Here is a 14,354-nt window from a genome sequence, read left to right as displayed (position 1 = left end):
TTACGACTCCTATTTGATTTTTGTAAAGGTAAGTAAAGCTCTAAAGTTTCTTTCCTATTCCCTATTGCATAGTTTTTTAAGCACTAAGACTTACCGCCTAATTTACAATTCTTAACTTATGATTTTTCACGTAAAGTTTATTGTCATTTGAAGTAAACAGATTCTATTGGCTGCTAGGCTTTTAATTAAGTCAAGCAACGTTTGAGTCTAATAGTGATTTATCTCAACTGCTTAACAAAGCTTAAAAATACCAGAGATAGAGTTAATTTTATACTGAATTAGTTAAATTTTAGGAATCTCCGAAAAGTTATCTTCAGCAACTAGACAAATTCCACAAACAGCAACTCTCAACTGCGATGATTAATCATTACTCACTTCAATGGATTGAGGCATGGTGCCAAGAAAATGGCTGGACAGATTTATTTGTCGAGCGGCGTAATAATTACTGGGCTTTTCCTCCAGGTTGTGTAATGCCAGAACCAATTCCTGTTCACGTTCTGAGATTGATTAAAGCGGAAAAAGGATTAACTTTTGAAGAACGATTATGGTCTAGTTCAGCAGTAATTGGCACAATCTTTGCTGTTCTATTTACCTACTGGTTCCAGTCTCCGATGCCTTTAGTTTTGGCTTTCGCTTTTAACGCCGTTACGGTGGCTCAATTGGAACTTGAGGATGCGTAAATTTTTAATTTTGGGCTTTGGTGTTAAAACTGCTCTTGTTTGGTTTCAGCAAGAGCAGTTTTTAATTTAATAATCTGTAAAATGCTTTCGGCGAGTTATGCAGTGACTAACGTAAAAAGTTTTTATAGGACTGATATTTGATTTTTGAAATATACGTAGTGGCATGTCAAGGCTAAAATAGTGCATTAGTAAACTCTTGTGGGGTGGGACAGAAAGTCCGCCCGGACGGGTGAGGACACCCATCCCACAATAAAATTTTTTGCAACATTTTAGCCTTGACACGCTAGTACTCTCTCGGATTATTGGCATTATTAGCGTCTTGCGTCGATCGCGTTAGGGACGCTCCTGCGTCGCTGGTGTTGGGCAAAACCCTTCTCGAAGAGTACTCGTTCGCTCTTAGCGTTCCCGCAGGGTAGGGCGGTTGGATAAATTCGCTAAACGCGACCAAATAAAATAATGTAGGGACATGGTATTATCATGTCCCTACAAAAAGATTTTTCAACTAAGGGTGGATTATCGCCGCTTGGGAGTAGTCCTGCTAGGGGTGCGTTTTTCTTCATCTCGACGACGGCGATCGCGCCAATCTGCAAGGGTCAAATAACCAATACCACCTGTCACTGCTACGAGCAGCACTACGGCAATTAAAGCCAAAATACTCAGGAATGGACTTTCTACCATGCCTTTACAGCCCGTTACGTCCCCAGACTACCATTGCAATTGACCAAGTGAACACGACTAGCAGTGATACCCAGCCCAGTGTCAAAATTTCCATAGTCCCGCTTTTCAAATCATTACAAAAGGTCTCTAATGTTTATCATACAGGGATTGGGCAGGGTGAGATTTTTTTATCAATGATGTTCTAACGTTTTGTGAGCGATCGCTTTCTCTACCACCATTTCAATATTAGTACTTATTAATTTAAGTAATTATGAAAACAGGTGTAAAAAAGTAGCGATCGCGCTGTTATATTCGCTGACTTGGGAATATTAGGGTTAGGCGCATATATTTCAAATTTAGCAACCCCTAGTATCAATGCTGACATTTCTTAGCTACGCTTTCAACTCCGACGGTTTTATTCCCCACGGACATTGTTATCTCTGGAAAACTGGATTAGTTTGGCTCCACATTATTGCTGATGGCATTATTGCTCTTGCCTATTATTCTATTCCCTTCTTATTAATTTACTTTATTTCCAAGCGCCAAGACGTGCCTTTCAATGGAGTTTTTGTCTTATTTGGTGCTTTTATCACTGCTTGCGGTACCGGACACTTAATGGATATTTGGACGCTTTGGCATCCAGATTATTGGATTTCAGGTTGTCTAAAAGCTCTAACTGCGATTATTTCGATATACACCGCATTTGCCTTAATTTTTCTGATGCCTCAAGCCTTGACGCTACCAAGTCCAGCCCAGTTAGAAGCTATCAATCGAGCGCTTTCCACTGAAATTGTAGAGCGCAAGCGCATCGAGCAAGAACTACGCAAAGCCGAAGAAGTGGCTCAAGATTCCAGCCACGCCAAAAGTGAATTTCTGGCGAATATGAGTCATGAACTACGTACACCCCTCAATGGCATCTTGGGTTATACACAAATCCTTCAACGCACAGAATCTTTGAGTGAAAAAGGACGTAAAGGACTCGGCGTCATTTATCAATGTGGTTCTCATCTTTTAACTCTGATTAATGATGTTCTCGATCTTTCCAAAATCGAAGCTCGCAAACTCGAATTACATCCTGTTGATTTTTACTTGCCTGCATTTATTGATAGCGTCACTGAAATTTGCCGCATCCGTGCAGAACAAAAGGTCATTGCCTTTGAAGTCCAACTCGATCCCGATCTGCCAACAGGGATTCACGGTGATGAAAAACGCTTACGACAAGTACTGATTAACTTGCTTAGTAATGCGATTAAATTTACTAACCAAGGCAGTGTCACTTTCAAAGTTAAAATCACCGAACGAGAATCAGGTGTTAATGGAAAAACTAACTACAAAATTCGCTTTGAGGTAATAGATACTGGTGCAGGTATAAAACCCGAACAAGCTGAAAAAATCTTCCAACCTTTTGAGCAAGTAGGAAATCAAAAACGACAATCTGAAGGTACAGGTTTGGGATTAGCAATTAGCCAAAAAATTGTTTTGTTAATGGGCGGTCAAATTCAGGTGCAAAGTACCTTGGGCAAAGGTAGCACTTTCTGGTTTGAGGCAAAATTCCTAGAATCTAAAGACTGGGCAAAGGTTTCTAGAGCTGTTGACCAAGGAACGATCGTTGGTTATATGGGACAAAGACGCACTATTTTAATTGCAGATGATAAATGGGAAAACCGATCGGTAATTGTAAATTTACTAGAGCCAGTTGGGTTTACTGTTATTGAAGCTAGCCACGGTGAGGAAGCATGGGAACAAGCTCTAGCCCACAAACCAGACTTGGTAATCACTGACTTAGTGATGCCGATATTGGATGGATTTGAGTTAATTAATCGTTTGCGTCAGTCGGAGCAATTTAAAAATATTGCTATCATTGCTTCGTCTGCGAGTGTATTTGCAATCGACCAACATAAGAGTATTGATGTTGGTGCAGATACATTTCTACCAAAGCCTGTGGAAGCTGAAGTGCTGTTAGAAATGCTCCGACAAATTTTGCAGCTTAAATGGATTTTTGATGAGAAAATAGACGCAATTCAAAAAAATAAACCAGCTGCCTTGGAGAAATCTATTGATACCATTTCTCCAAACCAACAGATTTTACAAGAGTTGCTTGAACTCGTACATGATGGAGATATTCAAAATATTTTGGAATTGGCCGATCAACTTTCCACATCTGATGAAAAACTAAACGTTTTTACTCAACACATTGTCCAACTTGCTAGTAATTTCCAACTCAAACGCTTGGCAACTTTTATTGAACAATATATTGATTAATTAATAAAATTTGAATTATAATTTCAAATCTACTATGAACAAAAAATCAAATACTGGATTTATCTTAATTGTGGATGATAATCCGACAAATTTATCTCTTCTATGTGAAGCCCTCAACAGTGAGGGGTTTCGTTTCCGTGTTGCAGTAGATGGAGAAAGTGCGATCGCTCAAGTCGAACGCAATCAACCAGAGTTAATTTTACTAGATGTACAAATGCCTGGTATTGATGGTTTTGAAACTTGTCGTCGTCTCAAAGCCAATCCTGTTACTCAAAACATTCCGATTATTTTCACCACTGCTTTAGCAGATACTGACAGCAAAACTAAGGGTTTTTCACTTGGTGCTGTAGACTATATCCCGAAACCCTTTGCACAAGAGGAAGTTATTGCTAGAGTGCGCGTGCATTTACAACTCAAACAATTGACTGAATCTTTGGAACAACAAGTTAGCGATCGCACTAAGGCTTTGCAACAAGCCCAAGTCCAACTAGTGCAACAAGAAAAGCTATCAACACTCGGAGAGTTAGTTGCTGGTATTGGTCATGAAATCAATAACCCAGTCAATTTTATTTCTAGCAATATTCCACCCTTACAAGAATACATTGCAGCAATAACCGAGTTGCTTTCACTGTATAAACAAGAGTATCCAAAGCCAACAGCTAAAATTACTACTGCTATTAACAACTTGGATCTAGATTTTATTCTCGAAGATATCACAAAAATCTTAAACTCACTGGAAGTAGGAAGCGAACGAATCCGTAACCTTTCTAATTCACTCCGCAACTTCTCTCGTTCGGATAGCGATGCCAAAATCTTTGCTGATTTGCACCAAGGGCTAGATAGCACACTCATGATTTTGCAACACCGTCTCAAAGCGAATAGCGATCGCCCGCAGATTGAAGTGATTAAAAATTATGGAGTTTTACCACAAGTGAACTGTTATTTAGGGCAGATGAACCAAGTATTTATGAATATTCTGGCAAACGCTGTTGATGCTTTAGATGAAGCTATAATCCAAGGCAAAATCAGCAATGTAATTCCTCAGATTAAAATTACAACAGCACTAGATTCTGAAAAATTAGCTGTAATTAAAATTGCTGATAATGGAATTGGTGTTCCGGAACGGTTGAAAAAACGCTTATTTGAACCGTTATTTACTACAAAAAGTGTTGGTAAAGGTACTGGACTTGGCTTGTCAATCGCCTATGAAATAGTAGTAGAAAAACACAAAGGTATATTAGAAGTTAACTCTCACCCAGGTATGGGAACTGAATTTATTATCAAAATTCCCACATGAGAGTAGGATCTGGGCATGGGGCAAAGGGCAAAGGGTAAGGGGAAAAGGGGAAAGATTAAATTTATTCCTTTTCCCTTTAACCTTTAACCTTTTCCCCTGCCTCGTCCCCTTGTCTCCCCATACCCAATGTCCTGTTTGGCCCATACAGTGAACACAATTTCAAATCCTCAATTAATGGCAGAACGCCTAGAATCTCTCAAGGCTGGTATAGTTGGAGGTTTTTCTTTATTTTCTGGCTTTGCGATCGCTAGTTTTTTAAATACTTTGGTATTGGCAAAGTATTTTCAAATACTTGTAACTTTACAAACTAATGTTAATTGGCATTTATGGGTGAGTGCTGCTGTTGCAACTTTTACTGGTTTTTTGTTTGGTGTAACTTACCGCTATATCATCCGTTCGGATAAAAACCCTCAACTCAAAGCTGGTGGTGTGCTGGCTTTTGGTTTAGTGCGGGGATTAACTCAAATAGAACTTGGATGGAATTTGCACAGCACAATTTGGCCTTTTTTGGTATTGGCAGCAGAAAGTGTATTGTGGTTTGCAATCGCAGCGATCGCACTTGATATTGCTATGCAGCTGAATTGGGTTAAACCTTTTTCATCAAATGTTTGAGAGATACTGGAATTTTACCACTTGTATTCGGTCGGATAATTTTGCTGCCATTGCAGATGCAATGACCCACCTCTTGGAGCAGGAAGTAGGTTGCCGTCGTCTTACTCAGCTGCCTGAGATTACGATTGACTCACAAAAACTGCGCTATCTTCCTGCTTGGGAGCGACCGCGCCTGTGAGTCATTAGCTTGTGCAGAGGTGAAGACGAATGGACAATTGTGAAAACTTGGCCAAGCGAGTTCCTTTGTAAGCGGGTAGAAGGCGTTACTCGCCCCCGACTATCAGCGTTAGCAATGCAGTTAAAGTCTGATATTTTTCATTTTCGGGTAGTTCGTGACATTTGCGGAATCTTGGTGGAAGCCAATGCAACTGGTCATATCTTCCTTTCTGGTTGGAATGATTACGAAGGAGTTAATAGCTTAGATGAAACCCATTTTTTTTACGGAGAACAAATTAATGCACCTGAGCTAATTTCACACTTTTCTCTGTTAAAAGTATCACAGCAAATCCAGGAAGCGATGCGAATACATGAAAAACCAGAAATTGCAAGAATTGAAGCTGAGTATCAACGGCTGTTGATAGAAAACCCCAAATCAGAGTTATTAATCGATCTACAATATGAAGCTCTAAAGGGTTATGCCGAACGTATAGATAATGCCTTAGCGGAAGTAATAGATAGCTCGAATTTCTGCTGGTATTTGGGTGATTTACTTTACTATGTTTATGCGGAACCGCAACAGCTAGAAGATAAGGGAGCGCAACTGTTGTATTTTCAACCCCCAATTACGTACAATTCTCATCCCGTCATCCTGTTACCACCTGAGCCTCTGTTTGAAAATGATGAGAATGAATCTTTCTAATCTTGTCTTTTCAGAATAGGAGGTTGTTGTTGTTTATCGAGTTCCGAAATTACACTACTTGTATCCAGTCAAATAATTTAGATTCAATCGAACTAGCTCTCAGCCGCATCCTTGAGCTTGAAGGTTGCCGTCGCATTTCCCAACCTTCTCAAACTTTATCAAAAGAGAAATTGCGCCAAACTCCCTGGCTGCTATTACGCGACCTATGGATTGTCGGACTGTTCGTTAGCACTCAGGGATGGACTATAGTGAAAACCGAACCGAGTGAACTACTATGCCGTCGAGCTAGAGGTGCTACTCGCCCTCGACTATCACAACTAGCTATGCAAATTGGTTGCAATGCTTTTCACTTCGGCGCATACGGTCATCATGGTATCCTTCTGGAAGCAGATGCTATGGGTCAGACGTTTATTTCTGGTAGTGTTGACCGTATAGAAGAAGAAAACCAGTTTTATGACGAAGAGATTAATAGACGTGGACGCTCACAGTTCTTCTTACTAGATGTGCCAGAGGAAATACAGGCAGTTATGAAACCACCTTCTCCCGAACAGCAACAGGAAGAAGAAAGAAGGTTGGAAGAATTAGATATGTTGATAGGAACTGAGGAGGAGCCATTTGATGCCCAATTTGAAATTGCAGAATTACTCAAGGGACATTATCGGCGAATAGATGAAGCTTTAGAGCCTCTGCTGGGAGGTTCCCCCTCTTATTGGTATCTTTATGAGAATTTGTTTTACCTAGCTTACACCCGGCAACAGCAGCTTGCTGCGGACGGGTTACGGTTGCTGTATTTCAAACCTGCCGAACATTATCGCCAACTCAATCCGTTGTATGAAATTGACGCACAGTACTAAGCCTAGTATATACCCAGCAACTTGCTGTTGCTGCCGAGAGTGCGAGGCTTTTATTCTTCCAAGCAATCGTATAACTCAGACTTAGAAAAATCAGGCTTGCTGGTGTGCGACAAGTATAATGCCGATTACAGATTCTAAATCAATCATACAAACAAAAGCGTAAAGACTTGTGATTTAAGTAGCTAGAAGTAGATGGAGCGCGGCTATTCTACTTTCGCCCTAAGCAATAATTGCAAAACTTTGAAGTACAAAAATTATAGAAACCGATTTAAACATAAGCTAATGATAGGTGCAACCTTCAATACCTAAAGGAGTGACAAAGAAGTTATAAAGCAGATGAGATAAGAGTCATAACGTGTAAATTTCGCTGAAAATATGGTAGTTTACTGTGCTTGAGGCGCATCAATTCATGAGCTAAATAGCCCAAAATTCTATTGCTCCTATCTCTAACGACTATTTTGTAGTATAATAATTACATTAAGTTTTAAAACTACTATGTAAAGTTAAATTGATTCTGTATTATTCTTCAATATTACCTAATATGAAAACTCAAAGATCCCATTATTACTTAATAGTTGATTTAGAGGCTACCTGCTCTGACAGTGGGACTGTTCCCCGTCATGAAATGGAAATCATCGAAATTGGTGCAGTAATGCTGAATCGAGAAACGTGGGAAATTGATTCAGAGTTTCAGCAATTTATCCAACCTGTTAGACACCCACAACTAACACCCTTTTGCACAGAATTGACTACTATTCGGCAGCAAGATGTTGATGAAGCACCAAAATTTATAGAGGCAATTTCTCGCTTCCAAGAATGGATTAATTTATTTCCCAATCATGTTTTTTGTTCTTGGGGCAATTATGACAAAAATCAATTTATTCAAGATTGCAAATTTCATAATGTTGCTTATCCTTTTAGTTCAGAACACATAAATATCAAAGACGAATTTTCCAAATACCTTGGTGTATCTAAAAAATTTGGTATGGCACAAGCTCTCAATGAGTTGGGCATTAAATTACAAGGCACACACCATCGTGGCATCGACGATGCCCGCAACATTGCATCTATCTTTAGAGAGATTAAAACTAAAAAAAGATAGGGATTGGGGCATGGGGCATTGGGCATTGGGCATTGGTTATGAATTATTCTCCTTGTCTTCCTTGTCTCCCCAGTCCCCAGTCCCCAATCCCCAGTCCCCAGTCCCTCTTACAGACTGCTAATGGCTTCTACAACTAGCTTGGAAACAAAGGGTAAAATTTCACGATTCTTAGCTTGGGCTTTGCCTTCAGTAAATACTACTAGAAGGTAAGGGCGTTGGTTTGGTAACTCAATATAGGCGACATCATGGCGAACTTGGCTTGTCCAGCCGGCCTTTGACCAAATTTGGGCATCTTTCGGAAGTCCACCGCCCAAAAAACCTGTCACTTGATCTTCTTCAACATCAGCGGGCAAATTTTGGAGATCGCGTTTGAGCAAAGCCATCATCGCTTGCGATCGCGTACTTGAAACTGCTACTCCGCCGATAATACTATGCACTAATCTGGCGATCGCATTTGTGGTCAGCATATTACGATTTTCCAGCAACTCTCCCACAAACGCCCGCTCCCGTCCATAGGGGCCATCACCCCAAGTTTTTTGACAGACGTTAATTGTCTCCATTTCTTCCCATCCCAAGGATTGATAATAGCGGTTAACGATATTACGCTGATATTTCCAGGTTTCAAATGGGCCGACTGGTAGTTCTGGCCCTGAGGTGGTGCCAGTGAGAATATCCACAACCAAGCTGGTAGCATCATTACTAGAGTCTACAATCATATCCCGCAAGGCTCGCTCTAACTCCTTAGAAGTTTGGCTCATGCCTTTTTCCAGCCATTCATTTACTGCCACCAGATAAAATAGTTTGACTACACTTGCAGGGTAAATCCGTTCAACACCGCGATAAGTAAAACCCCGAACTGGATGGTTCCAAAAAGCGTCGGGAGTCAGCGCACCACCAGTATTTACCGGCACTGGTGGATCGTAAACAACCCAAGTCAAGGCAATTTGATTGCGAGCTAAGGTAGGAAATGCTGTCCAAGTTGCATCTAAAATGCCTAACCCAAGATTTTCGAGTTGTTCGTCTTTATTAAAAAAAATCATTCTAGAATAATGTCCTTTAACCTAAAATCCCAAATCCCAAATCTCAAATCAGCGGAGTATCAGTGTCTAGCTGACCTGAATTTATACGATTCTCCTGAGTGTACGCGCCTAGCAACTCAAGCCGCATCTGGGCGACATTTATGGATAACATCAAATCATCATGATTCGGCGGTTGAGGTGTATTTGCGTGAAGATGACTATCCCGGATGGGTATCCTTTTCAGATTTGGGTTTATTACAACCTGCTACTGTACTTTATCAGGCTGCAACATTTTCTGAATCTGAAATTAAAAAACTGCTAGCACAGGTTATCGCTTTTACCCAAAAAGCGATGCAACAATCAAATTATTACCTTTGGGGCGGTACGGTAGGACCAAATTATGATTGTTCTGGGTTAATGCAAGCGGCGTTTGCTTCGGTGGGTATTTGGTTACCGAGAGATGCCTATCAACAGGAAGGATTTACTCAACCAATTACTATTGCAGAGTTAGCACCTGGGGATCTGGTATTTTTTGGGACTAGCCAAAAAGCAACCCATGTGGGGCTTTATTTGGCGGATGGTTATTATATCCATAGTTCTGGGAAGGAACAGGGACGTAATGGCATTGGGATTGATGTTCTTTCGGAACAGGGGGATACTGTTAGTCAGTCGTACTATCAGCAGCTGCGGGGTGCTGGTAGAGTTTTTAAGAGTTACGAACCACAGAGAGAAGTCTGAGCTAAGGCTTCCTGAGATCGGAACTTCGGTCAAGACGCTGAGGACGTAGAGGAATATGGGGAGCGAGTTGGTTTATGAAGGGGTGAATGGGGCGATTTCAACAATTGTTCCAGATGTTTCGGTGGTGGTGCCCATACATAATGAAGTGGAAAGTTTGCCACTTTTATTAGAAGCGATCGCATCTACATTATCTTCGAGTCAGATAAGTTATGAAATCATTTGTGTTGATGATGGTTCTACGGATGGTTCCGGGGAATATCTCAAGCAAGCAGCGCAAACACGTCCTGATTTGAAAGCGGTGATTTTGCGTCGTAATTACGGACAAACTGCGGCTATGGCTGCTGGATTTCATTATGCACTAGGTAAAGCGATCGTTTCTTTAGATGCTGATTTGCAAAATGACCCGGCTGATATTCCGATGTTATTGGCCAAGCTCGATGAAGGTTACGATTTGGTAAGCGGTTGGCGACAAAAACGCCAAGATGGAGCTGTAAATCGCTTACTTCCTTCTAAAATCGCTAACTGGCTGATTCGCCGCACCACTAGCGTCAATATTCACGATTATGGTTGTTCGCTCAAAGCCTATCGTGCAGAACTATTGGCAGATATGAACCTCTACGGTGAATTACATCGGTTTTTACCTGCTTTGGCTTACATCGAAGGAGCTAGAATTACTGAAATGCCCGTGCGTCATCACGCCCGCCGCTTTGGCCGCAGTAAGTATGGGATTTGGCGGACATTCCGGGTGTTGATGGATTTATTAACCATTTTGTTTATGAAAAAATTCCTTACCCGGCCGATGCATGTTTTTGGGCTGTTGGGCTTGATTTCAATGGTTTCGGGGACGCTAATCGGAATTTATTTGACTTTCATTAAATTAGCTTTAGGTGAAATGATTGGCAATCGCCCTTTGCTGATTTTGGCAGTTCTGTTGCTTGTAACTGGAGTACAGCTGTTTTGCTTCGGTCTTTTAGCAGAATTACTCATGCGTACATATCATGAATCCCAAGGACGGCCTATCTATCGCGTGCGAGAGGTGGTAGCAAAAAAGGTTAACTAAGGTAACAATAGTAATGATTTGTCTTTTGTCATTGGTCATTGGTCATTGGTCATTAGTAAATAGTTAAGAGTAAATATTGGTTGACTCTAAACAAAAGACAAAAGACAAATGACAAATGACTAATGACTAATGACAAAAAACTAATTAAATTGCATCTACCTTGAAAATATTTAATACCTTTGATACCGAACTGCGGTACAACCTGCTGATTTTATTCACGGCAGGTTTATTATTCTGGTCGAGCGTGGCTTCGCTCTTACCAACTCTACCGCTTTATCTTGAGTATGTGGGCGCAACTAAGCAACAAATAGGGATTGTAACGGGCAGTTTCGCAATCGGCTTATTGCTAACTCGCCCGATGCTGGGACGGTTAGCTGATGAACGCGGTCGAAAATTTGTGTTGTTGATTGGTACGATAGTAGCTGCGATCGCACCTTTTGGTTACTTGGCAACCCAATCTATTGGGCTGTTAATCTTGGTGCGGATTTTTCACGGCGTTAGTATTGCCGCTTTTACCACTGGCTACAGTGCCTTAGTTGCAGATTTAGCTCCACCTGATAAACGTGGTGAAATTATTAGTTACATGACCCTAGCAACTCCCATTGGTTTAGCAATTGGCCCTGCCTTGGGAGGATTTTTAGAAGCCACAACTGGTTATGGAGTGTTGTTTTTGGTTGCTGCTGAGTTGGGTTTTGTCACTCTCTTGGCAATTGTACAAGTTACCAATCCTCATATACAGACACAGGAAAAAACTCATGACGACGAGCGAAAATTTTGGCAAATTCTGATTAGCCCACGGGTGAGAGTTCCGACTTTAATTATGTTGCTGGTTGGTTTGTCTGCTGGTGCTGTACATACCTTTGTATCTCTGTTTATCAAATCAAGCCAAATAGACTTTAATGGCGGGTTATTTTTTACAGTTGCAGCAATATCTAGTTTTAGTATTAGAATCTTTGCTGGTAAGGCCAGCGATCGCTTGGGGCGTGGTTTATTTATCAGTTTTGGTATAATTTCTTATACTTTAGCTTCGATACTGCTATGGCAGGCTCACAGTGTAATTAGTTTCTTACTAGCGGCGATTTTTGAAGGCGCTGGTGGTGGTACAGTTATATCGATGATTGTGACAATGATGGCAGACCGATCGCTACCACAAGAACGGGGGCGAATTTTTGCTATCTGCGTCACTGGGTTTGACCTGGGAATTGCGATCGCTGCTCCTGTTTTGGGTTCCATTGCCGAACAAATCGGCTATCGCAATATGTTTGCCTATGGTGCTGGGTTCGCTTGTGTCGCGCTTGTGATTTTCTTCACTAAGTCCAGCAAAACCCTAGTTAGCTCATTGCGTTTTGCATTGGGGCGTGCCCCAGATCCCTACGCTATGAATAACTTAAAAGTTAGTAGTTAAGAGTTGTAATTGCTGACTCCTAACTTTAAAAAACGGGCGAGGAGGGATTCGAACCCCCGACACCGTGGTCCGTAGCCACGTGCTCTAGTCCACTGAGCTACACGCCCTTGACAAGAAACTATATTAACACGTTCTCACTAAATGACGCAAGATAATTTTCCATCCAATTTTGGTAACTTAACCCATCTAGACGATCGAGGACAAGCACAGATGGTGGATGTGTCTGAAAAAGCACCCACCGTGCGCCAAGCAGTAGCCGCTGCCAAGGTGCGGATGTTGGCGACGACCTTTGCTGCAATTCAAGCTGGAAACGTTCCAAAAGGCGATGTGTTGGGAACTGTAAGGCTGGCTGGAATTATGGGAGCTAAGCAAACGGCGGCTTTAATTCCCTTATGTCATCCGTTACCATTGCAGAAAATTGCGATCGAGATTACACCCCATCCCGAACTACCCGGTTATGAAATTCAAGCCACAGTCAAAACTAAAGCTGAAACTGGCGTAGAGATGGAAGCTTTAACTGCCGTTTCTGTTGCAGCTTTAACTTTATACGATATGGCTAAAGGCTTAGAAAAATCGATTCAAATTGAATCAGTTCGATTGATCGCTAAAAGTGGCGGGAAATCAGGAGATTATTCCCCGCCAGGGCAATAAGCTACACTATCTCCCCTAAAGCTTTATTAAGAGCCGTTGGGCTTTCAAATTCTTTGTCTTCTGGCACTTTCTCTAACAAAGAGATAATCTCCTTATCTGCTCCTTGTTTTTTGGCGTGTTGAATTAAATCTTGCTTTTTAGCAGGATAGTCAACACCTTTCAAGTGTTTTTGGATTTCGACTGGATTAGCCTTGGCCATTTTTGTCCACCTCTAATGGTTATCCCCCATATTCACAAGTGGATATATTTACTCCCTCTATCAAACAGATGAATCGTTTCTAACTTGAAAACGTTCAAAGGTCATCCACAAGGTTGATGAATCATTTATGGGGCATTTGTCATTAGTTCTTCTTTGCGTCCCCGCCTCTCTCCAAGTCCAGTCGATTCAAGGGAGGTTGTCAGGGTCGATGCCAAGACTACGTAAGCGTGCTGCCAGGTGTTCGGCGCGTAGGTGTTCTTGTTCGGCCCGTAGGCGTTCTTGTTCTAATAAGAACTCAGCTTGTTCTGCACGTTCATTGAGTTCGAGTGAGTTCAAAAATTTTCGTCCATCTGGACGGTAAATTACTAACTCTCCCTGCCCTGTTTCAAATTTAATTTCCAAGCGGGGGCTGATCCAACTATCCATTTGCCATAGTTTATTTAAATGGTTGTTTTGCCGTAACCAACCATCTAATTGAAAACTTTCAGGATCGTATAGGTAGTATTCTTCAACACCATAGGTATCGTAAAACTCTAATTTGCGATCCATTTCCTTGTTATCGTTACTAGGGGAAAGAATCTCAAAGACTACTTGCGGTGAAATATTGTTTTCTTGCCACTGACGATAGGAACGACGTTTGCCTTTTGGTCTACCGAAGACAACCATTACGTCGGGTGCTGTCGGTGTAATCAACTGGGAACGGACGGGATACCAAAGCAAATCTCCTACAATCAGGACATTATTATTATTCGCAAACAGAATCTCTAAATTCTCCTTGATCAAGACAATCCAACGATACTGCTCTGTATTTTCTGCCATTGGTTTGCCATCGCTGTCTGGATAAAGGAGGTCAGAGTCTATTTGCCCAAAGATAGTCATAGGATTTAAAAGAGCTAATCTTAACTTCCAATTCGATTATGACTGCTTCTTGAGGAAGGATAGTAACGTTAGTCCCAAAA

Annotated in this window: 16 protein-coding genes and 1 tRNA gene; 11 read left to right on the top strand and 6 right to left on the bottom strand. The window is 41.3% G+C overall.

Annotation, left to right across the window (positions count from 1 at the left end; all coding sequences use genetic code 11):
• Positions 1-356: 356 nt before the first annotated feature.
• On the top strand, positions 357-680 hold the full coding sequence (locus NSTC745_RS05895; protein ID WP_445636313.1) for a hypothetical protein: 324 nt from the start codon (positions 357-359) through the stop codon (positions 678-680).
• A 513-nt stretch (positions 681-1,193) separates the two neighbouring features.
• On the opposite strand, the gene NSTC745_RS05890 is transcribed toward NSTC745_RS05895, so the two are convergent.
• The gene (locus tag NSTC745_RS05890) at positions 1,194-1,358 is read right to left on the bottom strand and encodes a hypothetical protein (RefSeq protein ID WP_445636312.1); all 165 of its coding nucleotides are present in this window, start codon (positions 1,356-1,358) and stop codon (positions 1,194-1,196) included.
• 4 nt (positions 1,359-1,362) lie between these two features.
• Positions 1,363-1,452, bottom strand: a complete 90-nt coding sequence (gene petN / locus NSTC745_RS05885) for a cytochrome b6-f complex subunit PetN (RefSeq protein ID WP_012408302.1) — start codon at positions 1,450-1,452, stop codon at positions 1,363-1,365.
• A gap of 260 nt (positions 1,453-1,712) precedes the next feature.
• Here petN and NSTC745_RS05880 point away from each other — a divergent pair, with 260 nt between their 5' ends.
• From NSTC745_RS05880 to NSTC745_RS05855, 6 genes are all read left to right on the top strand, one after another.
• Positions 1,713-3,599, top strand: coding sequence for an ATP-binding protein (locus tag NSTC745_RS05880; RefSeq protein ID WP_445636311.1), 1,887 nt, complete (start codon positions 1,713-1,715; stop codon positions 3,597-3,599).
• 34 nt (positions 3,600-3,633) lie between these two features.
• The gene (locus NSTC745_RS05875; protein ID WP_445636310.1) at positions 3,634-4,896 is read left to right on the top strand and encodes a hybrid sensor histidine kinase/response regulator; all 1,263 of its coding nucleotides are present in this window, start codon (positions 3,634-3,636) and stop codon (positions 4,894-4,896) included.
• 174 nt (positions 4,897-5,070) lie between these two features.
• A complete protein-coding gene (locus tag NSTC745_RS05870) occupies positions 5,071-5,508 on the top strand; it encodes a hypothetical protein (RefSeq protein WP_445638537.1) in 438 nt (145 codons plus the stop codon).
• Positions 5,509-5,725: 217 nt separating this feature from the next.
• Complete coding sequence (locus tag NSTC745_RS05865; protein WP_445636309.1) at positions 5,726-6,367, top strand: hypothetical protein; 642 nt, start codon at positions 5,726-5,728, stop codon at positions 6,365-6,367.
• A gap of 29 nt (positions 6,368-6,396) precedes the next feature.
• Positions 6,397-7,221, top strand: a complete 825-nt coding sequence (locus tag NSTC745_RS05860) for a hypothetical protein (protein ID WP_445636308.1) — start codon at positions 6,397-6,399, stop codon at positions 7,219-7,221.
• Between the two features lie 541 nt (positions 7,222-7,762).
• On the top strand, positions 7,763-8,323 hold the full coding sequence (locus tag NSTC745_RS05855; protein ID WP_445636307.1) for an exonuclease domain-containing protein: 561 nt from the start codon (positions 7,763-7,765) through the stop codon (positions 8,321-8,323).
• A gap of 107 nt (positions 8,324-8,430) precedes the next feature.
• Here NSTC745_RS05855 and NSTC745_RS05850 read toward each other — a convergent pair whose 3' ends face one another.
• Entirely contained in the window at positions 8,431-9,363 is a 933-nt protein-coding gene (locus NSTC745_RS05850; RefSeq protein ID WP_445636306.1) for a serine hydrolase, read from the bottom strand.
• Between the two features lie 9 nt (positions 9,364-9,372).
• On the opposite strand from NSTC745_RS05850, the gene NSTC745_RS05845 reads away from it, so the two are divergent.
• From NSTC745_RS05845 to NSTC745_RS05835, 3 genes are all read left to right on the top strand, one after another.
• Positions 9,373-10,080, top strand: coding sequence for a C40 family peptidase (locus NSTC745_RS05845; RefSeq protein WP_445636305.1), 708 nt, complete (start codon positions 9,373-9,375; stop codon positions 10,078-10,080).
• Positions 10,081-10,135: 55 nt separating this feature from the next.
• A complete protein-coding gene (locus NSTC745_RS05840; protein ID WP_445636304.1) occupies positions 10,136-11,140 on the top strand; it encodes a glycosyltransferase family 2 protein in 1,005 nt (334 codons plus the stop codon).
• A 160-nt stretch (positions 11,141-11,300) separates the two neighbouring features.
• Positions 11,301-12,545 carry an MFS transporter gene (locus NSTC745_RS05835; RefSeq protein WP_445636303.1) on the top strand — a complete coding sequence of 415 codons (1,245 nt, stop codon included), beginning with the start codon at positions 11,301-11,303 and terminating at the stop codon, positions 12,543-12,545.
• Positions 12,546-12,578: 33 nt separating this feature from the next.
• Here the strand turns inward: NSTC745_RS05835 and NSTC745_RS05830 are convergent.
• A tRNA-Arg gene (locus tag NSTC745_RS05830) sits at positions 12,579-12,652 on the bottom strand.
• 34 nt (positions 12,653-12,686) lie between these two features.
• On the opposite strand from NSTC745_RS05830, the gene moaC reads away from it, so the two are divergent.
• Complete coding sequence (moaC, locus tag NSTC745_RS05825) at positions 12,687-13,196, top strand: cyclic pyranopterin monophosphate synthase MoaC (protein ID WP_445636302.1); 510 nt, start codon at positions 12,687-12,689, stop codon at positions 13,194-13,196.
• Position 13,197: 1 nt separating this feature from the next.
• Here the strand turns inward: moaC and NSTC745_RS05820 are convergent, their stop codons facing one another.
• Together NSTC745_RS05820 and NSTC745_RS05815 are read right to left on the bottom strand one after the other, a co-directional pair.
• A complete protein-coding gene (locus tag NSTC745_RS05820; RefSeq protein WP_445636301.1) occupies positions 13,198-13,395 on the bottom strand; it encodes a DUF2795 domain-containing protein in 198 nt (65 codons plus the stop codon).
• 186 nt (positions 13,396-13,581) lie between these two features.
• A complete protein-coding gene (locus NSTC745_RS05815) occupies positions 13,582-14,274 on the bottom strand; it encodes a Uma2 family endonuclease (RefSeq protein ID WP_445636300.1) in 693 nt (230 codons plus the stop codon).
• Positions 14,275-14,354 lie beyond the last annotated feature (80 nt).

This window comes from Nostoc sp. DSM 114161 (assembly GCF_052692665.1).
The sequence above is the reverse complement of the archived record's forward strand: the minus strand, read 5'-3'. Positions and strand labels throughout refer to the sequence as shown.

Excerpts from the sequence above, each read along its gene's own strand:
- NSTC745_RS05855 (WP_445636307.1), top strand. The coding sequence starts at position 7,763 with ATGAAAACTCAAAGATCCCATTATTACTTAATAGTTGATTTAGAGGCT.
- moaC (WP_445636302.1), top strand. The coding sequence starts at position 12,687 with ATGACGCAAGATAATTTTCCATCCAATTTTGGTAACTTAACCCATCTA.
- NSTC745_RS05845 (WP_445636305.1), top strand. The coding sequence starts at position 9,373 with ATGTCCTTTAACCTAAAATCCCAAATCCCAAATCTCAAATCAGCGGAG.
- petN (WP_012408302.1), bottom strand. The coding sequence starts at position 1,452 with ATGGAAATTTTGACACTGGGCTGGGTATCACTGCTAGTCGTGTTCACT.
- NSTC745_RS05850 (WP_445636306.1), bottom strand. The coding sequence starts at position 9,363 with ATGATTTTTTTTAATAAAGACGAACAACTCGAAAATCTTGGGTTAGGC.
- NSTC745_RS05840 (WP_445636304.1), top strand. The coding sequence starts at position 10,136 with ATGGGGAGCGAGTTGGTTTATGAAGGGGTGAATGGGGCGATTTCAACA.
- NSTC745_RS05815 (WP_445636300.1), bottom strand. The coding sequence starts at position 14,274 with ATGACTATCTTTGGGCAAATAGACTCTGACCTCCTTTATCCAGACAGC.
- NSTC745_RS05875 (WP_445636310.1), top strand. The coding sequence starts at position 3,634 with ATGAACAAAAAATCAAATACTGGATTTATCTTAATTGTGGATGATAAT.
- NSTC745_RS05880 (WP_445636311.1), top strand. The coding sequence starts at position 1,713 with ATGCTGACATTTCTTAGCTACGCTTTCAACTCCGACGGTTTTATTCCC.
- NSTC745_RS05870 (WP_445638537.1), top strand. The coding sequence starts at position 5,071 with ATGGCAGAACGCCTAGAATCTCTCAAGGCTGGTATAGTTGGAGGTTTT.
- NSTC745_RS05890 (WP_445636312.1), bottom strand. The coding sequence starts at position 1,358 with ATGGTAGAAAGTCCATTCCTGAGTATTTTGGCTTTAATTGCCGTAGTG.
- NSTC745_RS05895 (WP_445636313.1), top strand. The coding sequence starts at position 357 with ATGATTAATCATTACTCACTTCAATGGATTGAGGCATGGTGCCAAGAA.
- NSTC745_RS05820 (WP_445636301.1), bottom strand. The coding sequence starts at position 13,395 with ATGGCCAAGGCTAATCCAGTCGAAATCCAAAAACACTTGAAAGGTGTT.